At 38.3% G+C, this 23,495-nt stretch carries 22 protein-coding genes; 20 read left to right on the top strand and 2 right to left on the bottom strand.

Translation table 11 applies throughout. The features are described 5' to 3' along the window. The first annotated feature begins 2 nt into the window (after positions 1–2). Genes LG296_RS18950 through LG296_RS18940 form a run of 3 tightly spaced genes read left to right on the top strand, consistent with a single transcriptional unit; the run spans position 3 to position 2,424 of the window. Positions 3–941 (top strand): branched-chain amino acid ABC transporter permease, encoded by a 939-nt coding sequence (locus LG296_RS18950; protein ID WP_107932216.1) that lies wholly within the window; start codon positions 3–5, stop codon positions 939–941. Then, on the top strand, positions 938–1,717 hold the full coding sequence (locus LG296_RS18945) for an ABC transporter ATP-binding protein (protein ID WP_107932218.1): 780 nt from the start codon (positions 938–940) through the stop codon (positions 1,715–1,717). The genes LG296_RS18950 and LG296_RS18945 overlap by 4 nt, the downstream gene beginning before the upstream one ends. Next, entirely contained in the window at positions 1,717–2,424 is a 708-nt protein-coding gene (locus tag LG296_RS18940; protein ID WP_107932220.1) for an ABC transporter ATP-binding protein, read from the top strand. Before LG296_RS18945 ends, LG296_RS18940 begins: the two co-directional genes overlap by 1 nt. A 32-nt stretch (positions 2,425–2,456) precedes the next feature. Here the strand turns inward: LG296_RS18940 and rluF are convergent, their stop codons facing one another. After that, positions 2,457–3,161 (bottom strand): 23S rRNA pseudouridine(2604) synthase RluF, encoded by a 705-nt coding sequence (gene rluF / locus LG296_RS18935; protein WP_251398819.1) that lies wholly within the window; start codon positions 3,159–3,161, stop codon positions 2,457–2,459. Positions 3,162–3,464: 303 nt separating this feature from the next. Here rluF and adh point away from each other — a divergent pair, with 303 nt between their 5' ends. The 5 genes from adh to LG296_RS18910 all read left to right on the top strand — a co-directional run bounded on the left by adh (position 3,465) and on the right by LG296_RS18910 (position 8,586). Beyond that, positions 3,465–4,985, top strand: a complete 1,521-nt coding sequence (gene adh / locus LG296_RS18930; protein WP_107932414.1) for an aldehyde dehydrogenase — start codon at positions 3,465–3,467, stop codon at positions 4,983–4,985. A gap of 23 nt (positions 4,986–5,008) precedes the next feature. Continuing rightward, positions 5,009–5,362, top strand: coding sequence for a DUF779 domain-containing protein (locus LG296_RS18925; protein WP_251398822.1), 354 nt, complete (start codon positions 5,009–5,011; stop codon positions 5,360–5,362). 119 nt (positions 5,363–5,481) lie between these two features. Continuing rightward, positions 5,482–6,456, top strand: a complete 975-nt coding sequence (locus tag LG296_RS18920) for a DUF4003 family protein (RefSeq protein ID WP_404427250.1) — start codon at positions 5,482–5,484, stop codon at positions 6,454–6,456. A 77-nt stretch (positions 6,457–6,533) separates the two neighbouring features. Beyond that, the gene (locus tag LG296_RS18915; protein WP_251398828.1) at positions 6,534–7,961 is read left to right on the top strand and encodes an aldehyde dehydrogenase family protein; all 1,428 of its coding nucleotides are present in this window, start codon (positions 6,534–6,536) and stop codon (positions 7,959–7,961) included. Between the two features lie 118 nt (positions 7,962–8,079). Next, on the top strand, positions 8,080–8,586 hold the full coding sequence (locus tag LG296_RS18910) for an acyl-CoA thioesterase (protein ID WP_107932229.1): 507 nt from the start codon (positions 8,080–8,082) through the stop codon (positions 8,584–8,586). Positions 8,587–8,639: 53 nt separating this feature from the next. Here LG296_RS18910 and LG296_RS18905 read toward each other — a convergent pair whose 3' ends face one another. Beyond that, the gene (locus LG296_RS18905) at positions 8,640–9,950 is read right to left on the bottom strand and encodes a globin-coupled sensor protein (RefSeq protein ID WP_107932231.1); all 1,311 of its coding nucleotides are present in this window, start codon (positions 9,948–9,950) and stop codon (positions 8,640–8,642) included. Positions 9,951–10,144: 194 nt separating this feature from the next. Between LG296_RS18905 and LG296_RS18900 the strand changes: the two genes are divergently transcribed. The 12 genes from LG296_RS18900 (at position 10,145) to cysS (ending at position 23,495) form a co-directional block, all read left to right on the top strand. Beyond that, entirely contained in the window at positions 10,145–10,414 is a 270-nt protein-coding gene (locus LG296_RS18900; RefSeq protein WP_146223195.1) for a hypothetical protein, read from the top strand. Positions 10,415–10,568: 154 nt separating this feature from the next. Next, positions 10,569–10,874: a DUF4870 domain-containing protein gene (locus LG296_RS18895; protein WP_251398831.1), complete on the top strand. Its 306-nt coding sequence runs from the start codon at positions 10,569–10,571 to the stop codon at positions 10,872–10,874. A gap of 287 nt (positions 10,875–11,161) precedes the next feature. Then, a complete protein-coding gene (locus LG296_RS18890; RefSeq protein ID WP_251398834.1) occupies positions 11,162–11,626 on the top strand; it encodes a CtsR family transcriptional regulator in 465 nt (154 codons plus the stop codon). Between the two features lie 64 nt (positions 11,627–11,690). After that, complete coding sequence (locus LG296_RS18885; protein WP_107932239.1) at positions 11,691–12,245, top strand: UvrB/UvrC motif-containing protein; 555 nt, start codon at positions 11,691–11,693, stop codon at positions 12,243–12,245. Continuing rightward, a complete protein-coding gene (locus LG296_RS18880) occupies positions 12,242–13,342 on the top strand; it encodes a protein arginine kinase (RefSeq protein ID WP_251398837.1) in 1,101 nt (366 codons plus the stop codon). Before LG296_RS18885 ends, LG296_RS18880 begins: the two co-directional genes overlap by 4 nt. Then, positions 13,332–15,779 carry an ATP-dependent Clp protease ATP-binding subunit gene (locus LG296_RS18875; RefSeq protein ID WP_107932243.1) on the top strand — a complete coding sequence of 816 codons (2,448 nt, stop codon included), beginning with the start codon at positions 13,332–13,334 and terminating at the stop codon, positions 15,777–15,779. Before LG296_RS18880 ends, LG296_RS18875 begins: the two co-directional genes overlap by 11 nt. A 263-nt stretch (positions 15,780–16,042) precedes the next feature. Continuing rightward, entirely contained in the window at positions 16,043–17,419 is a 1,377-nt protein-coding gene (radA, locus tag LG296_RS18870; protein WP_107932245.1) for a DNA repair protein RadA, read from the top strand. Between the two features lie 215 nt (positions 17,420–17,634). Then, entirely contained in the window at positions 17,635–18,729 is a 1,095-nt protein-coding gene (locus tag LG296_RS18865; protein ID WP_107932247.1) for a PIN/TRAM domain-containing protein, read from the top strand. 44 nt (positions 18,730–18,773) lie between these two features. After that, entirely contained in the window at positions 18,774–19,457 is a 684-nt protein-coding gene (gene ispD / locus LG296_RS18860; protein WP_404427249.1) for a 2-C-methyl-D-erythritol 4-phosphate cytidylyltransferase, read from the top strand. Between the two features lie 10 nt (positions 19,458–19,467). Further along, positions 19,468–19,944 carry a 2-C-methyl-D-erythritol 2,4-cyclodiphosphate synthase gene (ispF, locus tag LG296_RS18855; protein ID WP_137730361.1) on the top strand — a complete coding sequence of 159 codons (477 nt, stop codon included), beginning with the start codon at positions 19,468–19,470 and terminating at the stop codon, positions 19,942–19,944. Between the two features lie 203 nt (positions 19,945–20,147). After that, positions 20,148–21,608, top strand: a complete 1,461-nt coding sequence (gltX, locus tag LG296_RS18850) for a glutamate--tRNA ligase (RefSeq protein WP_404427248.1) — start codon at positions 20,148–20,150, stop codon at positions 21,606–21,608. 483 nt (positions 21,609–22,091) lie between these two features. Continuing rightward, positions 22,092–23,495, top strand: coding sequence for a cysteine--tRNA ligase (gene cysS / locus LG296_RS18845; protein ID WP_404427247.1), 1,404 nt, complete (start codon positions 22,092–22,094; stop codon positions 23,493–23,495).

Raw genomic sequence — 23,495 nt, 5'->3', positions numbered from 1 at the left:
ATATGAAAAAGTCAAAGGCGTTTTGGGTATTTTCTGCTTTAGCGCTAGTAATCTATGCAGTCGTTCAAGGATTAATCTCTAGTGGAATAATAGATTTATATTATCAAAATATTTTAGTACAAATGTGTATTAACATTATGCTTGCTGTAAGTTTACATATTGTCATCGGGATTACGGGACAATTTTCAATAGGACATGCTGGTTTTATGGCAGTAGGGGCATATTTTAGTGCAATAGCCACTATGAAATTAGGTTTACCACTCCCTGTAGGTCTAGCATTGGGAGCGGGAGTTGCAGCTTTAGCTGGTTTACTAGTAGGGCTACCAACATTACGTCTTAAAGGGGACTATCTAGCAATTGCTACTCTTGGATTTGCTGAAATCATTCGTATTATCTTCTTGAACGTGGATTATGTTGGTGGAGCAGCTGGTATGGTGGTTACGAATATGACGACATGGACGTATGCTTTTGCTGGTGTTGTAATTACAATTATCGTAATTTCTAACTTTACAAACTCAAGACATGGTCGTGGTGCAATTTCCATTCGTGAGGATGAAATAGCGGCTGACGCTATGGGAATCAATACAACTTATTATAAAGTTGTTGCTTTCACAATTGGTTCGTTGTTTGCAGGACTTGCAGGGGCAATTTATGCACATAACTTTTTCATTATCCAGCCGACAACGTTTAACTTCTTAAAATCCTTTGATATTTTGATTTATGTTGTGTTAGGTGGATTAGGAAGTCTTTCTGGATCAGTGATTGCAGCTATTTTTTTAACAATGGTAACTGCGTTTTTAGCAAACTTCCCAGAGACTCGCATGATTATCTATTCGCTTGTATTAATTCTAGTGATGCTTTACCGTCCAACAGGTTTAATGGGGACAAAAGAGATCACGTCTTTATTTAAATTTGGAAAAAAAGGAGGTACTAAGCCATGACAAGTAACCTTCTTCTTAAAGCAGAAAATGTCGGCATTCAATTTGGAGGCTTAAAGGCTGTTCAAAATGTAAACATGTATTTAAATCAAGGAGAATTGGTTGGTTTAATCGGTCCAAACGGCGCTGGAAAAACAACGACTTTTAATATGATAACAGGTGTATACCAGCCTACAGTTGGCGCAATTACCTTTGCCGGTAGAAATTTGAAAGGGCTAAAGCCATATCAGGTAACAAAGCAAGGCATGAGTCGTACATTCCAAAATATCCGTTTATTTAAGGATTTGTCAGTATTAGATAATGTTAAGGTTGCCAACCACAATATTGCCAAGCATTCCATTGTCTCTTCCATTCTTCGTTTACCAAGTCACTTTAGTGGAGAAGCGAAAATGGAACAAGAATCCATTGAGTTTTTAAAGATTTTTGGTTTAGATGTCTACAAGGATGAAATGGCCAAAAACCTTCCGTACGGGATGCAGCGTCGTCTAGAAATTGCCCGTGCCCTAGCAGCAAAACCAAAGCTCTTATTATTGGATGAGCCAGCAGCAGGGATGAATCCTCAAGAGACGCATGATTTGATGGAGTTAATCGCCTTTATCCGAAAAGAGTTTAACTTAACGATTTTATTGATTGAGCATGATATGCATCTAGTTATGGGGATTTGTGAACGTATTTATGTACTTGACCATGGTCAGCTGATTGCGGATGGGACAGCAGAAGAGATTCGAAATAATCCAAAGGTAATCGAAGCATATCTTGGTGAGGAGGTGACTGATTAATGCTAAAAGTAAATAACATCGATGTATTTTATGGAAACATTCATGCATTAAAAGATGTCTCCTTGGAAGTAAATGAAGGTGAGATCGTTACATTAATCGGTGCAAATGGAGCAGGAAAATCAACGCTTTTAAAAACGTTATCCGGACTTTTGAAGCCTAAAAAGGGTGAGGTTTTGTATCAATCCCAGCAAATTGGTGGTAAAGCCGCACAAACCATTGTGAAAAATGGTATTTCACATGTTCCAGAAGGTAGACGTGTATTTTCAACGATGTCTGTAGAGGAAAACCTGGAGCTAGGTGCGTATTTACGCCATGATCGAGATGGGGTTAAAAAGGACATGGCAAATGTCTATGATTTGTTTCCGATATTGGGTGAACGTCGTAAACAGCCATCCGGTACATTATCTGGTGGGGAACAGCAAATGCTTGCAATGGGACGTGCATTAATGGCAAAACCGAAGCTGTTATTATTAGATGAGCCATCCATGGGGCTAGCACCGTTAATCGTAAAGCGAATTTTTGAGATTATTAAAATGGTGAATGAGCAAGGTACAACGGTTTTGCTAGTAGAACAAAATGCCAACATGGCACTATCTATTGCGAACCGGGCTTATGTTATCGAAACAGGGAAAATCGTACTTTCTGGCACAGCGAAGGAGCTTCAAGAAAGTGAACAAGTAAAAGCAGCCTACCTTGGAGGCTTATAAGAAAAGGGAAGCTTTGAGGGCTTCCCTTTTTATTAATTTTTCGGCTGATACTTTAATAGTGTGAATAGCTCGGCCTTTTCCTTCGGTGTTAAGTCTCTCCACTGGCCGACCTTTAGATTGCCTAAGTGAATGTTCATAATACGAATGCGTTGCAGTCTTTTTACTGAGTAGCCAAGAGCTGAACACATGCGGCGAATTTGACGATTTAGTCCTTGCTCCAGAACAATTTTAAAGACATGAGATGAAACCTTTTCAACCTTGCACGGTAAGGTTTTAGTATCTAAAATCTCTACACCTGAAGCCATTTTCTTTAAAAATTGCTCAGAAATAGGTTGGTCCACCTGAACCACATATTCTTTTTCGTGGTGATTTTCTGCGCGCAAAATTTCATTGACGATATCCCCGTCATTCGTCAAAAGAAGTAACCCTTCAGATTCTTTATCTAGCCTGCCGATGTGGAAAATCCGTTTAGAATGCCCAACAAAATCAACTACATTGCCATTAATATGTCTTTCAGTTGTACTTGTAATGCCGATAGGTTTATTTAATACGATATAGACAAGCTCTTCCTCTTTTTTTACGGGCTTACCATCTACACAAACGACATCACCTTCGTTTACCTGACTACCGACCGTAGCAAGCTCTCCATTGATGGTGATACGACCGTCCTCAATCCATTTATCTGCACCACGGCGTGAAGTAACGCCTGTTTCACTTAAAAATTTATTAATTCTCATAAATTCTCCTATTAACCTTTAGTTAAATCCAGTATACAATAACCAATTTCAATGCCTCCACTATTGTTGACTACAAATAGCAGAAACATTCCTACTGACGCTATATCATGTTTTCCTTCGATGCTACTACATTTATATTATTTGTCGAAAACTTTTTCTTAAAAAATGGAATAAATTAGATATATTTTTGTAATTTAAACAATATATATTACTAAATACCTTTTAGAATGGGGTACTGCGGTGCAAAGGTATTGGAAGACTAATAGTTGAAAAGGGGAGACTATAATTATGTCAGTATTAACAATGGCTTACGCATTTCCAAACACAGAAGGGGCAGTAGTGAATTTTAAGGATAAGTATGACAATTATATCGGTGGAAAATGGACACCACCTGTTGGGGGTCAATATTTTGAGAATGTGACTCCAGTTACAGGGAAGGTGTTTACAGAAGTTGCGCGTTCAACTGAGGAAGATGTTGAATTAGCACTGGATGCAGCACATGCAGCTAAAGAAGCTTGGGGGCAAACATCAGTTGCTGAGCGTGCAAATATCTTAAATAAAATTGCTGATCGAATTGAAGAAAATTTAGAAAAGCTAGCTGTCGCAGAAACTTGGGAAAATGGGAAGGCGGTTCGTGAAACTTTAAATGCTGACTTACCACTTGCTATTGATCACTTCCGATATTTTGCAGGGGCAATTCGTGCACAAGAAGGCGGACTAAGTCAAATTGATAATGATACGGTTGCTTACCACTTCCACGAGCCAATTGGTGTAGTAGGACAAATCATTCCTTGGAATTTCCCACTCCTTATGGCTGTTTGGAAATTAGCACCTGCACTTGCTGCAGGAAACTGTGTGGTATTAAAGCCAGCAGAGCAAACTCCAACTTCCATTATGGTATTAATGGAGCTGATTGAAGATTTATTACCACCGGGTGTTGTGAACATTGTGAATGGTTTTGGTTTGGAGGCTGGGAAACCACTTGCTTCTAATCCACGTATCGGCAAAATTGCCTTTACTGGAGAAACAACTACTGGTCGTTTAATTATGCAATATGCATCACAAAATATTATTCCTGTAACTTTAGAGTTAGGTGGAAAATCACCAAATATCTTCTTTGAGGATATCATGGATGCAGATGATGAGTTTTTAGATAAAGCAATTGAAGGCTTCGTATTATTTGCCCTAAATCAAGGGGAAGTATGTACTTGTCCTTCGCGTGCACTAATTCAAGAGTCTATTTACGAGAAATTTATTGAGCGTGCATTAAAACGAGTAGAAGCGATTAAGACAGGAAATCCATTAGACCCAAGTACAATGATGGGTGCACAGGCTTCATCAGAGCAATTGGAAAAAATTCTATCTTATTTAGATATCGGTAAACAAGAGGGTGCACAGGTACTGGCTGGTGGAGATCGCAATGCTTTAGAGGGCGACCTTGCAGATGGTTACTATGTTCAACCAACTGTATTTAAAGGAGATAACAGCATGCGTATCTTCCAAGAAGAAATTTTTGGACCAGTTGTAGCTGTTACTACGTTCAAAACAAAAGAAGAAGCGTTAGAGATTGCAAATGACACGCTTTATGGCTTAGGTGCAGGTGTATGGACACGTGATATGAACACAGCTTACCGCTTTGGTCGTGGAATTGAAGCTGGCCGTGTATGGACAAACTGCTATCACGCATACCCAGCACATGCTGCCTTTGGTGGTTATAAAATGTCTGGTGTAGGTCGTGAAAACCATAAAATGATGCTAGAACACTATCAACAAACGAAAAACCTATTAGTAAGCTATAGTCCAAATAAGCTTGGATTCTTCTAATTCTTTTATAAAGGGGGGCTCATGTGGTTGAACGAGTAAGTGCTACTGATGCAGCACTTGAATTGATTGATAGTTTAAAGAAAAAACACGGTCCAATTATGTTCCATCAATCAGGTGGCTGCTGTGATGGTTCTTCTCCGATGTGTTATCCAGAAGGAGACTTAATCATCGGGAATGCCGATATTCTACTTGGTGAAATTGGTGGAGCCAAGTTTTATATGCACAAAAGCCAGTTCGATTATTGGAAGCATACCCAGCTGATCATTGATGTAGTGGATGGTCGTGGAGGAATGTTTTCTTTAGAGGGTGTCGAGGGAAAACGTTTCCTTACTAGATCGAGAGCTTTTACATCGGAAGAGTTAGCGGGGCTTATATAAAGATGAAAGGTTTTTTGCTAGAATATTCTAGCAGGAAACCTTTTTTCCATTCCATAAATGTATCAGAAAGTTATAATTATTTCCCAAGAAAAGAAGTTGATAGGTTAGGAAGTGTAGGCATGAATAATGAGCAATTTATAAAAGCATTTCAAGATAATTATAATCGTCTCTTCAATTATACCGGGGGACACGATATCAAGCTGATGATTTCCATTTCTGGAAAATATACGCTTGCTCAAAAGCAATTTAGTGGAGTCGTTTTACAAAAAATAATAGAAGAAACTCAAGATGGTGGAGAGAAGGCATTACCGGTAAGACTGGAGTTCAGTACAAGCTACAAGCTAGCCTTTCACCTTATGCAACAGGTAGATAGGGATAAGGAACTTAATAGGATTATTGCTAATGACCAGGCATTGGGCCAAGTTCATTTTAAAAAGACCACAAAAAGAATAATAGGTGCATTATTTTTAGACCCAAGCAATTGTTTGGAGCATGCAAAAAGAGCAAAGCAATTGTTTGATGAAATGAACCGAAATCAACGGTTTTTAACCTCCAAGGAAGATATTCCATATGCGGTGTTTTTAACGGCTAATCAAGATGTGCGGCCAAAGGTACAGGCAGATACAATTATAAAATACTATAGAAATTTAAGAAGTAACAAATTTACAATGGGCAATCATTTACAAGCGTTAGCCCAAATCATGACAGTCTATAGTGAAGATTATAATAAAATATTATTGGAATATGTTGTAAAGCTTAGAGAAGGATTAATAGAACAAGGGGTGAATGTGAAAAAGCTTCATTATCCATACTTGGGAGTACTAGCTTTAGCTGCAACGGATGGAGAGAAAATGAACGAAATTGTTTTATTACATAATCAATTAATTGAACAGAAGGTTTTCAAAAATGCGAAGGATTATGCGTTAGTTATAGCTATTCAAAAGATTGTTCAAGAATTAGTGGAAGTAAATAATTTAATTGATATTACGGCGCTCACAAGCATCCTTAATATATTTGATATTGCTGACTTTATATTAGATCTAGGTCCAAATATTCCAACAGGAATAGCAGATGTAATTGATTTTTTTAACTAGTCAGTTAAACCTACATAAGAGTGAGATTTGGCTATCAGTGATACAATAATATAGAAGGCTAGAGGAGGTCGATTTCAATGAAAGAAACAAAATTATGGATTAATGGAAATTGGGAAGATGCCAAAAAAAGTTATTCATTAACGGCACCTTATTCTGGAGAAGTTATTGCACGAGTAGCGAAGGCTTCAATTGAAGATGTGGAACGTGCAATTGAAGGAGCACATCAAGCATTTCAATCATTTAAAACAACAACTGCTTATGAAAGAGCAGAAATTTTATATAAAGTAGTAGAGATTATGCGTAATCGTAAAGAGGAATTTGCGCGTATTTTAGCGATGGAAGCTGGTAAGCCACTGTCTGCCAGCTTAACTGAGATTGACCGAACAATTGCGACGTATCAGTTCTCGGCAGAAGCGGCCAAACAATCAACGGGGGAAACGGTTCCTTTAGATGCAGCTCCAGGAACTAAAGATCGGATTGGCTATACGAAAAGAGTGCCAATCGGTGTTGTATCTGCCATTACACCATTTAACTTTCCTTTTAACCTAGTAGCTCATAAATTAGGACCAGCAATTGCAGTTGGGAATACGGTAGTGCTAAAGCCTGCTACCCAAACACCATTAACTTCTATTGTTATGGCAGAAGTATTTAAGGAAGCAGGTTTACCAGATGGAGTGCTACAAATCGTAACAGGTTCTGGTGGAGAGTTAAGCGATACACTTGTAACCCATCCACTTGTTAAAAAAGTAACCTTTACAGGTAGTGGAGCCGTTGGATTGAAGATTAAAGAAAAAGTGGGATTGCGTAAAATTACATTAGAATTAGGTTCAAATGCTGCAGTTATTGTAGAGCCAAGTACACCAATCGATAAAATTGTTTCACGCTGCGTTGCTGGTGCATTTGGATATGCTGGACAGGTTTGTATTTCACTACAAAGAATTTATGTGCACGAATCGATTTATGAAGATTTCGCGAAAGCCTTTGTAGAAGAAACAAGAAAGCTTAAATTAGGTGATCCGCTTGACCCCACAACAGATGTAAGTGCAATGATTCACCCAAAAGAAGTCGAACGTATCAAGCAATGGGTGGAAGAGGCGAAAGAACAGGGAGCAGAAGTAGCAATTGGTGCGGAATATACTGATAGAACTTTACAACCAACAGTTATGGTAAATGTAAAACCAAATATGAAGGTAGTCTGCCAGGAAACCTTTGCACCGATTGTGTCGCTTGTACCCTATCCAACATTAGATGAAGCCATTTCCTTAGTTAATGCGTCAGAGCTTGGCTTAAACGCAGGGATATATACCAATGTTTTAACAGATGCTATGAAGGCGGCTGATAATATTGAGGCTGGTACTGTTGTGATTAATGATATTCCAACGTTCCGTGTTGATAACATGCCATATGGTGGTGTAAAAAATAGTGGCTACGGAAGAGAAGGCATTAAATATGCAATAGAAGAGATGACTGATTTGAAGTTCATTACGATTAAAACGACAATCTAAAGGAATCTAGAAGTTGTGAACTGTCAGCTAAAATGGCACCAATTTAAATTTAACTCTTGCATATTTCAACCAGTTTAAATAATGTTATTACCGAAGTGAAGTAGTAGTGGAGGTCTATATGACAAATGAAGTGCCGATAAGTTATTCTCGTTCCTTTCAGACACACCTTATATTACCGCCAGATACAAATCATCATAATTCCATTTTTGGCGGAAAAGTTTTAGCTTATATTGATGAGATTGCAGCCATCACCTCTATGAAGCATGCCAAGTCTGAGGTCGTTACAGCATCCTTTGATTCAGTAGATTTTATCTCACCGGCATACGTAGGGAATATTTTAGAATTAGAAGCGATGGTTACTTCTACAGGAAGATCGTCTATGGAAGTGTATGTCCGTGTAATGGCGAGGAACTTGAAAACTGGTGAACTGAGACTTACTACAGAATCATTTGTCACGATGGTTGCAGTCGATGAGTCTGGAAGACCTGTACAGGTTCCAAAGGTATACCCGGAGACTGAGCGAGAACGTCAGCTTTTTGAAACGGGATCCACACGGAGAGAATTGCGACAAGCTAAAAGGCTAAATACAAAGGAACGTAGAAGGCTATTAGAAAACCTTGAATAAAAATAGAACCTTCTCAAAAGTCGAGGCTTTTGGGAAGGTTCCTTTTATATTTTCTACTCTGTTAACTCGTGAACAACATTTAATAGGGAGTCTGAAGAAGAAGACACCTGTGTGGCACTATCTGTTAACTCACTAATTAATTTTGAGATTTTTGTGATGTCTGTTGTTGTGTTTGTGTACTGTGCTTTGATGCCAGAAACGGCTTTTGCAATAGAATTGAAGGACTCCTCTAAACTTTGCTGAGTTTGTACACTTCTTTGTACCTGATCATCTACATTGCTGACAGAGGTAGTCATATGCCCAATATTTGTCTCGGTTTCATGGATTAAACGAGAAACGTTTTGAACAGCACTTTTCGTTTCTTCTGCTAGTTTTCTTACTTCCTCTGCTACAACAGCAAAGCCCTTTCCATGCTCCCCAGCACGAGCAGCCTCAATCGATGCATTTAATGCCAATAAATTTGTTTGATCGGCAATGCCTGTTACAAGGGCAACAATCTCTGAAATTTTTTGAGATGAAGTACGCAAATTATTCATAGACTTCTCGAGCATAGAAACACTTTCTAAAATAACATGCATTAATTGCGTTTGCGTTTCTAATTGATTTTTCCCTAATCTAGACTTATCCTCAGTATCAGCTACAAAATCTAATCCTTGATTTGTGGCAGTAGCGATACTGCCTGACTGAGAAGAGATGCCATATAAAGAGGCAGCCGTTTCTTGGCTAATAGCATTTAACTCTTCAGCTGTATTTTGAACAGTAGTAATTAATGAGTTTTTAATCGCCTCGTCCTGCATACGGATACGTTGCTGCTCAGCCTCATAGGCTTGAATAACAAGCTGCTGTTCAAGGTTAATAATCTTTGAAAATGCGTTGATAGCTTTTAGCGAATCATTTTTTGAAATATCTAGGTCGCTGATAAAATTAATAAAAGTAGTCGTCAATGATTGGAATGAGCTTAAATACCACTCAGATTCTAAGCCTATACGTACGTGAGTTTCAGCAATTGTCTTTCTCTGCTTTACATAATCGTCATTGATTTTACTTTCGAAAATTTCAGATAAATGTCTTGTTAAAGTTACCTTCAGCCGTTCAATCTTTGAGTGCTGATCGATGATGCCCATTAAATGCTTGCTTTTCATCAGTGCGTCATAAAATTGGTTAACCATTTCAGGGATAAACTGTTCTGTTAAAGGCTTTAATTGCTTTAATATAGCTAAGTCTTCCTTTGTTAAATTAATCAATTGAATTTGATTCTGAAGAACTGGGTAATTTGATAGATTTAATTGGACATCGTTTATGTACTTTTCTACTTCGAAATAATGGGAATTTCGTTTTTGTAGATTTTTTTTGAAAATAGACATTACATTTCTCCGTTCTACTATTTTATAAGAATGATACTTTATATCTATGATACATTAAATAGGATTGTAAATACTATATAGATGTGAGGTTATTGTAGAAAATATTATTATTATGATAATTCTATATACCTCCGTTTGTATTTTAGATAGTTCCCATGTAAAATACGAGATGTTTAGAGAATAAGATATTATTCATGCAAGAGATAGACATTATAAGTAAAGGACGTAATAAGATGGACAAACGCCGTTTTAAATTTGTCATTCCATCAATGGTGGTTGTAGCTGTTGGGGCAACTTTAATGCTAAGGAATTATTTTCAAGAGGTTTCAACAAGAGATGGTGTGATGCTTGTAGTAATCGCTACATTATTCTCGGGGATGATTGCTTATATCCTATTCCCGCATGATGAGGAAGAAAAGCCTGATCCAAAGCCGGTGAATACAAAGAAGAAAACTTCCAAATAATCAGGTCCGTAAGTATCCAATATACTTGCGGATTTTTTCTTTTTCTTCATAAGTATTTATGAAAGAGGGTAATGTAAGGTGAAACTATTTTGCGCTTCAACCGTAAAAGTAGTATACAAAAAATTTAAATGATAAAAGAAAGGCTGATAAATAGATGGAAACTAAATGGGGAAAAGTAATTATACATGCAAGTGCATTTTTTGCTCCGATGCTAGTCCCAATTTTATTTTGGTTAATAAGCTCTGAGGAAGAAATTAAGCGAATTTCTATTCAAGCACTACTGTTCCAATTTGTGATGTGGCTCTTAATAGGAATATCTAGTTTCTTAAGCTTCATATTAATTGGGATACCATTCGTTATTATCTTTGTAATCATGACAATTGTGGTGCCGATTATCGGTATTATTAAAGCGTTAAACGAAGAAAAATGGAATTACCCGATTGTAGGACGCTGGGTTTAAGTTGTGAATTGTAAAAAATAGGGTTTAGATTAGAAAAAGAAATAACATACTGAGAGATGAACCAAAAGTAAATTTTGGGCTATTTCTCAAAATAAAGCTCCTTTAATATGAAGGAAATTTAAAGAGGTGGTCTCAAGTTTAGCAGAGATCACCTCTTTATTTTTTTGTACATATTCAACACAAAAACCGTTTTTTTTTAGTGGGCATTTGATTTGCATTTTGATTTTGATGTTTATATAATATAGTCAAAGATAGTCAAAGTCAGTAATGATTGGGGTGAGGAAGAAATGAGAAATATATCTGACATCATTGAAGGTTATTTGAAACAGGTTATCGAATTAGGTGGTCAAGGACATATTGAGATCAAACGAAGTGAGCTAGCGGATAAGTTTCAGTGCGTCCCCTCTCAAATTAACTATGTAATCAATACCCGATTTACTGCTGAAAGAGGTTATCTTGTTGAGAGTAAACGAGGAGGCGGTGGATATATCCGAATCTTACGTGTAAAAGCACATTCAAGAATTGATTTGATGGACGATATGATTAGTCAAATTAATCATGGTGCTACTCAAGCAATGGCAGAAGATATTATTTATCGTTTAATCGATGAGCAAGTAATCTCAAAGCGCGAGGCAAAACTGATGCTCGCAGCAATCGATAGGTCCACACTCCGATTACAATTACCTGTTAGAGACGAGTTAAGGGCCTATATTTTAAAATCCATGTTGGCCACATTAAAATACGATAAATAAACCTGAGCGAAAACTTTTTAGAGCTCTTGATCTATTAAAACAATTTTTAAAAAGGGGTGAGGTCATGGTTTGTGAACACTGTAAAGAGCAGCAAGCGACAATAACAGTTACACAAGTGGTTAATGGCCAAAAAAGTGAAAAGCATTATTGTGAGGTTTGTGCGCAAAATTTTCATCCTTTTAATTTAGATTTTCATAAAGAAGAACAAATTCCAATACATCAGCTTGTTTCCAATTTATTTGGATTACCGGTTTGGAATAATGGACCACAGGAAAAGGCGCCATCTACATCTCAAAAAAGCGCTAAATGTCCAACCTGTGGATTTACATTTCGAAAGTTTTTGAATGAAGGAAAGCTTGGTTGTCCACAATGTTATGAAACCTTTGGAAAACAGCTTCCACTCGTTCTGACAAAAATCCAAGCGGGTACTACACATAGTGGTAAAGCGCCCGGTAAACCAAATCATCATAATGAGTGGATTCAAAAGCAAATCGATTCGACTCGTGAGCAATTGCAGCTCGCAATCCATGAGGAACGCTTTGAAGATGCGGCTGACTTACGCGATGAGATTCGAGAAATGGAGCGTAGGCTGGAACGTGGGGGTGTTGATACACCATGAATCTAGAACATTTTTTAAAAAGCGAGGCACCAGGGTGGATGGATGTTAAAGGACTTGATGCAGATATTGTATTAAGCACACGCATTCGATTGGCTAGAAACTTAGATGGCTATCGTTTCCCTTTAAGCTTTACAGAAAATGAAGCACAGCAAATTGATGGCATGATTTATGAAGCATTACATTCGATTAATGCTGATGGACATAAGTTTTCACACTTTACCATAAAAGAAATGCCTGCCTTGCAACGGCAAGTTTTAGTTGAAAAGCATTTAATTAGTCCGCTCTTAGCTAAAAAGGAGAAGTCCGCCTCAGTTCATATATCGAATGATGAAACAATAAGTATAATGGTAAACGAAGAAGATCATTTACGTATTCAATGCTTAGCTCCGGGGTTGCAGCTAGTAGAAACCTACGGGATTGCATCTAAGCTGGATAGTAAATTAGAAGAACATTTACCCTATGCTTTTAATGAGTCATTTGGTTACTTAACAAGTTGCCCAACAAATGTTGGAACAGGACTCCGAGCATCTGTCATGATGCATTTGCCGGCTCTGACCATATCTAAGCAAATAAAAGTAGTAACTCAGATGCTTGCACGATTAGGAATGGTAGTTAGGGGTATATATGGAGAAGGTAGCGAAAATTTAGGGAATATTTATCAAATCTCCAACCAAGTTACTCTTGGAAAGTCAGAAGAAGAGATTTTAAAAGACTTACAAGAGGTCGCGTTACAAATTATTAAAAATGAGCGCGGTGCTAGGGAGGCATTATTAAAAAATTCTCGAATAATATTAGAAGACCGCTTTAATCGTTCGTTAGGTACTTTAAAGTATGCACGTATTATGACGAGCGAGGAAGCTGCTGCTTGTTTATCAAATGTTCGCCTTGGAGTTGATGTGGGCATCATTAACGAGGTCCCATTAAATGTATTAAATGAATGCATGATTCTTATACAGCCAGGCTTTGTACAGCAATATGCAGGTACAACTCTTCAAGCTAGTGAACGAGATATGTATAGAGCAAAACTATTGCGTGAAAAGTTAAATTCGAATAATCAAAAGCTAATGGAAAAAGGAGAGGAAAGATATGATGTTTAACCGTTTTACTCAACGTGCACAAAAAGTATTGCAATTAGCACAAGAAGAAGCAATTCGTTGGAAACACGAATCCATTGGTACAGAGCATATTTTACTTGGCCTTATTCGTGAGGGTGGTGGAATTGCAGCAAAAGCCTTAGAAGCAATTGATGTGAGTCCACAAATTATAGAATCAGGAATTGAAGAGCTAGTTGGAAAAGGTGCAAAGGATGTTGGTCCGATTGTTCACTATACTCCAAGAGCCAAAAAGGTTATTGAATTATCAGTAGACGAGTCTAGAAAACTAGGCCATGCATATATCGGAACAGAGCATATTCTGCTTGCCTTAATCCGCGAGGGTGAAGGGGTAGCAGCACGTGTATTAGCTAACGCTGGTGTAAGCCTAAACAAAGCGCGTCAACAAGTTCTTCTATTACTTGGAAATAATGATGCTGCTCAAAGTGCAAATAACCCTACCCAATCAGTTAATACACCAACATTAGATGGGTTAGCACGCGACTTAACAGCGATTGCGCGCGAAGGTTCACTAGATCCTGTAATCGGTCGCAGTAAAGAAATCACTCGTGTCATCGAGGTGCTTTCTCGCCGTACAAAAAACAACCCTGTCTTAATTGGTGAGCCAGGGGTTGGTAAAACAGCCATTGCTGAAGGTTTAGCACAGCAAATTGTTAACAATGAAGTACCTGAAACTCTTCGTGACAAACGTGTTATGACATTAGATATGGGTACAGTTGTTGCAGGCACAAAATACCGTGGTGAATTTGAGGACCGCTTGAAAAAAGTAATGGATGAAATTCGCCAAGCTGGTAATGTTATTCTATTCATCGACGAATTGCATACTTTAATCGGTGCTGGTGGTGCAGAGGGAGCAATTGATGCTTCTAACATTTTAAAACCGTCATTAGCTCGTGGAGAATTACAATGTATTGGTGCTACAACATTAGATGAGTACCGTAAATACATCGAAAAGGATGCTGCCTTAGAGCGTCGTTTCCAACCGATTCAAGTAGATGAGCCTTCTGTGGATGAAACAATCCAAATTATTCATGGCTTACGTGATCGTTATGAAGCACATCACCGTGTGAAAATTACTGATGAGGCTGTTGAGGCTGCAGCAAAATTATCAGACCGCTATATTTCAGATCGCTTCCTACCAGACAAAGCAATTGATTTAATTGATGAAGCAGGCTCGAAAGTACGTTTGCGTTCATTCACTGTTCCGCCAAATCTTAAGGCTTTAGAGGATAAATTAGAGGGTATCCGTTCTGAGAAAAATGCGGCTGTATCTGGCCAAGAGTTTGAAAAGGCAGCGGCATTAAGAGATACAGAGCAAAAAATCAAAGATGAATTAGAAGCTACTAAGAAAACATGGAAAGAGAAGCAAGGAAAAGAAGAGTCTCAAGTAACAGTAGAAGACATCGCATTGGTGGTTTCTATGTGGACTGGAATTCCTGTTTCTAAAATTGCTCAAGAGGAATCAGCAAAGCTTCTTAACCTTGAAGATGAGCTGCACAAACGTGTAGTTGGTCAAGGTGAAGCAGTAGAAGCCATTTCTCGTGCAATCCGTCGTGCTCGTGCTGGACTAAAAGATCCAAAACGCCCGATTGGTTCATTTATCTTCTTAGGACCAACAGGGGTTGGTAAAACAGAGCTTGCTCGTGCATTAGCTGAAGTAATGTTCGGCGATGAGGACGCAATGATTCGAATTGATATGTCAGAATATATGGAGAAACATTCAACTTCACGCTTAGTTGGTTCACCTCCAGGCTATGTAGGATTTGATGAAGGCGGTCAATTAACTGAAAAGGTTCGTCGTAAACCATATTCTGTTGTTTTACTTGATGAGATTGAAAAAGCGCATCCAGATGTGTTCAATATCTTACTTCAAGTATTAGATGATGGCCGTTTAACAGATTCTAAGGGGCGTACTGTAGATTTCCGAAACACAGTGGTTATCATGACATCAAACGTTGGTGCAGATGCACTGAAATACCAAAAATCATTAGGCTTTGGTGTTGGTAATACAGAGGCTTCTAAATACAAGGATATGAAGGGTACAATGCTTGAAGAGCTGAAAAAGGCATTCCGTCCGGAGTTCCTAAACCGTATTGATGAAATGATTGTTTTCCACTCACTTGAAAAAGATGAGTTGAAACAGATCATTGCCTTAATGGCAAATTCTTTAACAAAACGTCTGAGAGAGCAAAATATCGAGCTAGAGCTAACAGATGCGGCGCTTGTGAAAATTGCTGAAGAAGGATACGATCCACAATATGGTGCACGTCCATTACGTCGTGCCCTGCAAAAGCATGTTGAGGACCGTCTATCTGAAGAGGTATTAAAGGGCACAATTAGCACAGGTCAAAGTGTTGTTATCGACTATGCAGATAATGAATTTATCGTCGTACCCAAAAATGCTGTGCTAACTAAATCATAAAGGCTTTAAGCGGTTGACCAACTTACCGGTCAACCGCTTTATTTTTGTTTAAAGATGAATCGTACATATAAAAGGAAATGAGCGTTCTAAAAAGCAACCGCAACATTACTCATTACACAAGCGTAAAGATAAGTTGTACATAGACAAATTACAATTGCTTTACAAGTTTTTTAAATTTAACTGAACTTAACTTATATATTAGGAGGATCGTAGTGTTGTCATGTACAATTGACTAAAGAATTAAATTCGCGAGGAGAGACAAGATGGCAAAAAAGAAATCAAAGTTTTGTTGTAATTCATGTGGCTATGAATCTCCAAAATGGATGGGACGCTGCCCAGGATGTGGCGGCTGGAATACAATGGTGGAAGAAGTAGAGGTCGTTTTAAAAGGCCCACGTGGTGCTTTCCAGCATTCTAATACAATATCACAAAAAGCAACACCAATTATAGATATTGAAACCTCAGATGAACCTCGAATTCCAACTGAAATGGATGAGTTGAATCGTGTATTAGGTGGCGGAATCGTTCCAGGCTCACTTGTTTTAATTGGGGGAGATCCTGGTATCGGGAAATCGACTTTACTTATGCAGGTATCAGCTCTTTTATCTAACAAAGGGCATCGAGTTTTATATATTTCGGGAGAGGAATCGATGCGTCAAACAAAGCTTCGAGCTTCTCGACTAGGTGTACAATCACCGGAGCTTTACATCTATTCCGAGACAAATCTCGAGCTTATTAACCAAACAATCGAAGAGGTTACACCGAAATTCGTCATTATTGACTCCATACAAACTATTCATCACCCTGAAGTAACAAGTGCTCCAGGGAGTGTTTCTCAGGTTCGTGAATGTACAGCAGAACTAATGCGCATCGCTAAAACAAAAGGAATCGCTATTTTCTTAGTTGGGCACGTAACAAAAGAGGGGCAAATTGCTGGTCCTCGTTTACTTGAGCATATGGTGGATACCGTACTGTACTTCGAGGGAGAGCGTCATCATACTTATCGTATTTTAAGAAGCGTTAAAAACCGATTTGGCTCAACCAATGAAATTGCCATTTTCGAAATGGTTCAGGCTGGTTTAAAGGAAGTCTCCAATCCCTCAGAGCTGTTTTTAGAGGAGCGGTCCTACGATGCTGCAGGTTCAACGATAGTTGCTTCAATGGAGGGGACAAGGCCGATACTAGTTGAAATTCAATCACTAGTGACGCCAACGAGCTTTAACTATCCAAAACGTATGTCCACTGGAGTAGATCAAAACAGGGTGCAGCTGTTAATGGCAGTGCTGGAAAAACGGATGGGATTGCTGCTGCAAGCACAGGATGCTTATATTAAGGTAGCTGGTGGAGTAAAGCTTGATGAGCCTGCGATAGATTTAGCAGTTTTAACGTCCATTGTGTCTAGCTTCAAGGATCAGGCAGTTAAATCAACTGATTGCTTTATAGGAGAAGTTGGTTTGACAGGAGAAGTTCGACGAGTATCCAGAATAGAGCAACGGGTTCAAGAGGCTGCAAGATTAGGATTTAAGCGTGCATTTATCCCCGCTTCAAACCAAGGAGGCTGGGATTATCCAAGCGGTATACAAGTAGTGGGTATTGAAACCATAAATGAAGCATTAAGAGCGTGTTTTAACGATTTATAATGATGGATTTTGCCTAAAATATGAACAAAAAACGTGCCTATACAATCATTTTTGATGTATGGGCATTTTTCTTTTTAATTTTGGGAAGAAATAGAACATATCTTATTTTATACAGCTCAGAATATTTTTCCTTGTTTTTAAAATTCTTGAAGTGTTTATAGCGAAAATCGCTGATGAACTATGTATAATTGATAATAAGAAAAGGAGGTGGGAGCATGTTAAAAAGAGTGATACAAATTGCTTTCTTATTTATCGGAGGAGCGTTAGGTTTTGTTTTCTTACCGCCATTATACGAGTTTATTAATTTATCATCTAATCCCTGGCTTAACAATCCATATGTATCGGTAGCTTTAGGTGCAATTTTGTTATTCGTTTTATCATTCGCATTATCAGATTACTTTGTGAAGCTAATTGTTTGGATGGAAGGTATTTTATTTAAAGTGCCTGCAGCAGATCTTTTATTTGGTTCGATTGGGCTGATTGTAGGGTTAATGGTAGCCTTTTTAATTGGTTTTGCTTTAGAGCGAATTCAAATCCCAATCATAACTGATTTTATCCCTGTTATATTATCTATTTTACTAGGGTATTTAGGTTTCCGTGTTGGGTTCACCAAACGTGATGAGCTTAGTCAAATGTTTTCCAAAGCCAATACGGCACAAAAGAAGAAAACAGTCGATTCAGGGTTCACTCAGGTAGAGGAAAAGCAGTTATACAAATTGTTAGATACGAGTGTCATTATTGATGGTCGAATTGCTGACATTTCATCGACAGGGTTTATTGAAGGTGTTCTTATTGTCCCGCAATTTGTCCTGACGGAGCTACAACATATTGCAGATTCATCGGATACATTGAAACGTACTCGAGGTCGTAGAGGATTGGATATCTTGAAGAAACTACAAGACGAACGTGTTACAACTGTCCAAATATCTGAAGAGGATTTTGAGGATGTACAAGAGGTAGATTTAAAGCTAGTTCGTCTTGCGAAAAAAATGGGTGCTCAAATTTTAACGAATGATTTCAACCTGAATAAGGTTTGTGACTTACATCATGTCCAAGTATTAAATATTAATGATTTGGCAAATGCCGTAAAACCTGTAGTAATTCCTGGAGAGGATATGCAGGTAGTTGTCATCAAGGATGGAAAAGAACAAAATCAAGGTGTTGCTTATCTGGATGATGGCACAATGATCGTAGTAGAGGGTGGTAGAAGCTATATTGGGCAAGCGATTACCGTAACCGTGACAAGTGTCCTACAAACATCGGCGGGGCGAATGATTTTTGCCAAGCCTAAGGACGAACAAGTAGCATAATAGAATGGAAAATATAAGGCTTTAACAGATTAGGAAGTGAATTTGTGCAATATGAAGTAGTACTCCCGGCAGCAGGAAGTGGAAAACGAATGGGAGCAGGGCAAAACAAATTGTTTTTACAGCTGGATATGAAACCAATTCTTATCCACACACTAGAAGCCTTTCAAAGCGACGAAAATTGTACAGGTATCTGGCTTGCTGTTAAACCAGAGGAACGTGAATATATTCGAGGCTTGTTAGAGCAGTATCGTATTACGAAAGTGAAGGGTCTGCCAAATGGAGGGAAAGAAAGACAGCATTCTGTCCATTCGTGTATTAAAGAAATGCAGCAGGTAGAAATTGTGCTTGTGCATGATGCAGCAAGACCGTTTATAACAAAACTAACTATTTCGCGTTTAGTAGAGGTAGCTCAAGAAAAAGGGGCTGCCATTGCCGGCGTTAAAGCAAAAGACACAATGAAAAAAGTAAGTGATGGTGTCATTATTGAAACAGTCGATCGAGAGAGCTTGTGGATGATTCAAACCCCACAAGCCTTTCGTTTCGATTTGATACAGCAGGCAGAGGACAGTGCTGAAGCGCAGGGCTTCTTAGGAACAGATGAAGCGATGCTTGTTGAACGTTTAGGACATCAGGTTCACATTGTGGAAAGTACCTATGATAATGTGAAAATAACAACAAAAGAAGATTTAATATTTGGAGAAGCGATACTAAAGCATCGTAGCAACTAGGAGGATAATTATGTTTCGAGTAGGACAAGGATTTGACGTTCATGCATTTGCAGAAGGACGTCCATTAATAATTGGTGGGATTGAAATTCCTCACGAACGTGGGTTACTGGGGCATTCAGATGCAGATGTATTGTTACATACGGTAACGGATGCGGCTCTTGGTGCAATTGGAGAAGGGGACATTGGACATCATTTCCCTGATACAGATCCAGAATTCAAGGATGCAGACAGTGCAAAATTGCTAGAATATATTTGGAATATTGTTGAGGAAAAAGGCTATGTACTTGGAAATGTTGATTGTACAATCATGGCTCAACGTCCCAAAATGGCTCCGTATATCGAACCGATGCGTAACCGAATCGCAGAGCTATTAAAAGCAGACCCATCACAGGTGAATGTGAAGGCAACAACTACCGAGAAATTAGGTTTCACTGGTCGTGAAGAAGGAATTGCAGCAATGGCAACGATTTTATTAATTAAGAAATAAAATTTTGGTGCATATTATAGAGAATTAATGGATATTTTAGTCCGAATAAGTGATATCAAAGCATATACCCTTTACTTCAAGCTGACCCAGCTTTTCATTCTTATTCTTGAGTGGTAAAATGTACAAGGTTAACATGAGAAGTGGATTTGCGGCTTCTCAATATATATAACAAACTTTTTGAACTAATATAGGAGGCAATAATTATGACGAAGGAAGTTCGCGTTCGTTATGCTCCGAGTCCAACTGGCTTTTTACACATTGGTGGAGCACGTACAGCGTTATTTAACTATTTATTTGCAAAACATCACAACGGTAAATTTATCGTACGTATTGAGGATACAGATATTGAACGTAATGTAGAGGGTGGAGAAGCCTCTCAGCTAGATAACCTTCGTTGGTTAGGAATTACGCCTGATGAGTCAATTGATATTGGTGGACCGTATGCACCATATCGCCAAATGGAACGTTTAGATGTGTATACAAAACACGCTGAAGACTTACTAGAGCGTGGAATTGCTTACAAATGCTTCTGTACCTCAGAAGAGCTAGAAGCTTCTCGTGAAGCGCAAAGAGCAAGAGGAGTGGCAGCACCAACTTATGATGGGAAATGTCGTCACTTAACAAAAGAAGAGGTTGCAGCAAAAGAAGCAGAAGGTATTCCACACACTATCCGTATGCGTGTGCCTGAAAACACAACTTACCGCTTCACAGATTTAGTGCGTGGTGAAGTAACGTTTGAATCAAAAGACGTTGGTGATTGGGTACTTGTGAAAGCGAACGGAATTCCAACATATAACTATGCTGTTGTTTTAGATGATCACTTCATGGACATTACGCATGTATTCCGTGGGGAAGAGCATTTATCAAATACTCCAAAACAAATGATGATTTTTGATGCATTTGACTGGGAGTATCCACAATACGGTCACATGACATTAATCGTAAATGAAGATCATAAGAAATTATCAAAACGTGACGAGTCGATTATTCAATTTGTTACGCAATATAAAGAGCTTGGCTATTTACCAGAAGCAATGTTTAACTTCTTTGCCCTTTTAGGCTGGTCTCCAGAAGGAGAAGAAGAAATCTTCACTAAAGAACAATTCATCGAAATTTTTGATGAAAAACGTCTTTCAAAGTCACCATCTATGTTCGATAAAAATAAACTAACATGGATGAACAATCAATATATTAAAAAACTGCCTTTAGAAAAAGTTGTGGAATTATCTTTACCACATTTACAAAAGGCTGGTTTACTTCCACAAGAATTAAACGAAGAGCAACAACAGTGGACAACAGCTTTAATCGGTTTATATCATAACCAAATGAGCTTTGGCGCTGAAATTGTTGAGCTTACAAGTTTATTCTTTACAGAAGAAGTTGAGTATGATGAAGAGGCTAAGGAAGTAATGGCTGGTGAACAAATCCCAGAAGTAATGGCTTCTTTCAAGGCGCAACTTGAAGCGCTTGAAGGCTTCGATGCACCATCTATTAAGTCTGCTATTAAAGCAGTTCAAAAAGAAACAGGGCATAAAGGGAAAAACCTATTCATGCCAATTCGTGTAGTAACAACTGGCCAAACACATGGTCCTGAATTAGCAGATGCAATTGCTTTAATTGGAAAAGATAAAGCAATCGCACGTATTGAAAAATACGTAAAATAACCATTGCAATTGATTGACTTTTATTAAAGCTAATGTAAAATAAAGTTACTTTAGTCGTAATTGTTAAACATCAAAAATCTGTCAAAGCGTTGAGAAGGAGAAGTACATAAAATAAGTTTTCAAAGAGAGGGTCATCATCGGCTGAAAGTGACCTAGGCCTCTATTTTATGGAAATGCACCTTTGAGCACTTAGCTGAAAATTTTGCGGATAGTAAATTATAAGTAATTTGATTGTCCGCATAAGAAAATACACTGTTACGCCATCCGTGCGCGATAATTCGTATTTTCTAAGTAGGCGAGTCGAGTCGTCCGGCGTTAACGGACTTTCGAGTGGAAAGCATTTAACCTTGTGTTTAATGTGCTTTCAATCAGAGTGGAACCACGTATAATAGCGTCTCTGTCTTTTCATGTGAAAAGACAGGGGCGCTTTTTTATTAAAAAAACAGATTTATAATCTAGTCCATTTCAAAAGGAGAGAGTGAAATGACAATTCAAATATTTAATTCCTTAACAAGACAAAAAGAACCCTTTGTCCCACTAGAAGAAGGAAAAGTAAAAATGTATGTATGCGGGCCAACTGTATACAACTTCATTCATATCGGGAATGCCCGACCTGTTATTGTATATGACACAGTTCGTCGCTACTTCCAATACAAAGGCTTCGATGTGAAGTACGTTTCAAACTTTACTGACGTTGATGACAAAATCATCAAAGCAGCAAACGAATTAGGGGAAGACGTTTTTGAGCTAACAAACCGCTTTATTAATGCATATTTTGAGGATATTACCGCCCTTGGATGCAAAAAAGCAGACGTACATCCTCGTGTAACGAACCATATGGAAGATATTATCGATTTTATCGGTGTTTTAATCGAAAAAGGCTATGCCTACGAATCACAAGGAGATGTGTATTACCGCACGCGTAAGTTTGATGGGTACGGGAAATTATCGCATCAACCGATTGATGATTTAAAAGTGGGAGCACGTATTGAAGCTGGTGAAAAGAAGGAAGATCCTCTAGATTTCGCTCTTTGGAAATCAGCAAAACCAGGTGAGATCAAATGGGAAAGTCCTTGGGGTGAAGGTCGCCCAGGCTGGCATATCGAATGTTCGGTAATGGCTCGCGAGCATCTTGGAGACACAATTGACATACATGCGGGAGGTCAAGATTTAACTTTCCCTCACCATGAAAACGAAATTGCTCAATCGGAAGCTTATACAGGGAAGGAATTTGCACGCTACTGGATGCACAATGGATATATCAATATCGACAATGAGAAGATGTCTAAATCTCTAGGGAATTTTGTGCTAGTAAATGATATTCGTCAGCAAATCGATCCACAAGTATTACGTTTCTTTATGCTTTCTGTTCATTATCGCCATCCGATTAACTTTGCACAGGATTTAGTTGAGTCGGCTCAAGCTGGGTTAGAAAGACTTCGTACAGCTTATTCAAATATTCAGTACAGATTATCAGCGTCAACAAACCTGGCTGATAACGGTGGAGAATATTTAGATAAGCTTGAAGAAGTTAAAAAGCAATTTGAAATTGCGATGGATGATGATTTCAATACTGCAAATGCTATTTCTACCCTATTTGAGCTTGCTCGAATTGCAAACATCTACCTAAACGAAACAAATACAGAAGAACGTGTGTTAAAAGCATTTATCGAAACTTTTGATGCACTTGGTGACGTCCTGGGTATTAAGCTAGTTGTGGAAAAAGAGTTGCTGGATGAAGAAATTGAGGCTTTAATTGAAGAGCGTATTCTGGCACGTAAAAATCGCGATTTCGCTCGTTCAGATGAAATTCGTGACCAGCTTTTAAACATGAATATTATTTTAGAAGATACACGTCAAGGTACACGTTGGAAACGAGGTTTGTAA

The organism is Ureibacillus chungkukjangi (assembly GCF_044795995.1).
GTDB lineage: Bacteria > Bacillota > Bacilli > Bacillales_A > Planococcaceae > Ureibacillus > Ureibacillus chungkukjangi.
This window is presented reverse-complemented; position numbering and strand designations above follow the sequence as displayed.

What these genes read in the sequence shown, in the direction of transcription:
- LG296_RS18950 (WP_107932216.1), top strand. Translation starts at nt 3, where the DNA reads ATGAAAAAGTCAAAGGCGTTTTGGGTATTTTCTGCTTTAGCGCTAGTA.
- LG296_RS18945 (WP_107932218.1), top strand. Translation starts at nt 938, where the DNA reads ATGACAAGTAACCTTCTTCTTAAAGCAGAAAATGTCGGCATTCAATTT.
- LG296_RS18940 (WP_107932220.1), top strand. Translation starts at nt 1,717, where the DNA reads ATGCTAAAAGTAAATAACATCGATGTATTTTATGGAAACATTCATGCA.
- rluF (WP_251398819.1), bottom strand. Translation starts at nt 3,161, where the DNA reads ATGAGAATTAATAAATTTTTAAGTGAAACAGGCGTTACTTCACGCCGT.
- adh (WP_107932414.1), top strand. Translation starts at nt 3,465, where the DNA reads ATGGCTTACGCATTTCCAAACACAGAAGGGGCAGTAGTGAATTTTAAG.
- LG296_RS18920 (WP_404427250.1), top strand. Translation starts at nt 5,482, where the DNA reads ATGAATAATGAGCAATTTATAAAAGCATTTCAAGATAATTATAATCGT.
- LG296_RS18915 (WP_251398828.1), top strand. Translation starts at nt 6,534, where the DNA reads ATGAAAGAAACAAAATTATGGATTAATGGAAATTGGGAAGATGCCAAA.
- LG296_RS18910 (WP_107932229.1), top strand. Translation starts at nt 8,080, where the DNA reads ATGACAAATGAAGTGCCGATAAGTTATTCTCGTTCCTTTCAGACACAC.
- LG296_RS18905 (WP_107932231.1), bottom strand. Translation starts at nt 9,950, where the DNA reads ATGTCTATTTTCAAAAAAAATCTACAAAAACGAAATTCCCATTATTTC.
- LG296_RS18900 (WP_146223195.1), top strand. Translation starts at nt 10,145, where the DNA reads ATGCAAGAGATAGACATTATAAGTAAAGGACGTAATAAGATGGACAAA.
- LG296_RS18895 (WP_251398831.1), top strand. Translation starts at nt 10,569, where the DNA reads ATGGAAACTAAATGGGGAAAAGTAATTATACATGCAAGTGCATTTTTT.
- LG296_RS18890 (WP_251398834.1), top strand. Translation starts at nt 11,162, where the DNA reads ATGAGAAATATATCTGACATCATTGAAGGTTATTTGAAACAGGTTATC.
- LG296_RS18885 (WP_107932239.1), top strand. Translation starts at nt 11,691, where the DNA reads ATGGTTTGTGAACACTGTAAAGAGCAGCAAGCGACAATAACAGTTACA.
- LG296_RS18880 (WP_251398837.1), top strand. Translation starts at nt 12,242, where the DNA reads ATGAATCTAGAACATTTTTTAAAAAGCGAGGCACCAGGGTGGATGGAT.
- LG296_RS18875 (WP_107932243.1), top strand. Translation starts at nt 13,332, where the DNA reads ATGATGTTTAACCGTTTTACTCAACGTGCACAAAAAGTATTGCAATTA.
- radA (WP_107932245.1), top strand. Translation starts at nt 16,043, where the DNA reads ATGGCAAAAAAGAAATCAAAGTTTTGTTGTAATTCATGTGGCTATGAA.
- LG296_RS18865 (WP_107932247.1), top strand. Translation starts at nt 17,635, where the DNA reads ATGTTAAAAAGAGTGATACAAATTGCTTTCTTATTTATCGGAGGAGCG.
- ispF (WP_137730361.1), top strand. Translation starts at nt 19,468, where the DNA reads ATGTTTCGAGTAGGACAAGGATTTGACGTTCATGCATTTGCAGAAGGA.
- gltX (WP_404427248.1), top strand. Translation starts at nt 20,148, where the DNA reads ATGACGAAGGAAGTTCGCGTTCGTTATGCTCCGAGTCCAACTGGCTTT.
- cysS (WP_404427247.1), top strand. Translation starts at nt 22,092, where the DNA reads ATGACAATTCAAATATTTAATTCCTTAACAAGACAAAAAGAACCCTTT.